1 pseudogene is annotated in these 535 nt (G+C 44.5%); it reads left to right on the top strand.

Annotated elements, in window-relative coordinates:
• Window positions 1–535, top strand: a pseudogene (locus B5F07_RS23255) (IS1182 family transposase); the annotation flags it as partial.

Genomic DNA, 535 nt, shown 5'->3' with positions numbered 1-535 from the left:
AAAAAACTGACAGGCGAAGTTTTGGACGAATTGAATTATCAGTTCATGCGCCGTCTGGAAAAGGAAGGGCTAGTCACGCTGAAAGAGCTTTATATCGATGGAACAAAGATCGAAGCGAATGCAAACAGATATACGTTTGTCTGGCGGGGCAGCCTTAATTATCATCTTGCCAATCTGCTGGACACCATTGATTCCCTTTACGCAAAGTACAATGCTTTTCTGCTTGAGAATGGATATGGTCCCAAATACGACCTTGGGAATGCCCATATGTTCGTGATCGAAGGAATGGATAAAGTCCGAAAGATCATCGGAGAAAACAGGAAACGGAAACTGACAAAGCACAGGAAGATCTCCAATAACACGATCATTGAGATTGATCACTGTTCCCCTCTTGAGATCCTGAAACTGCAGAAGAATCTGATGCGGATTGCAGAAGGGGAAGGGATAGGATTCGTTTTTGGAAAGGGAAAACATAAGCCGGAAATCCAGAAGCTTTACGAGGAACTGGAAGAATGCGGGACCCGCCTGATGGAAT

Source organism: Lachnoclostridium sp. An169, from assembly GCF_002160525.1.
In the GTDB taxonomy this organism is placed as follows: Bacteria; Bacillota; Clostridia; order Lachnospirales; family Lachnospiraceae; genus Mediterraneibacter; species Mediterraneibacter cottocaccae.
Note: the sequence above shows the minus strand (reverse complement) of the source record. Positions and strands in the feature narration are given on the sequence as shown.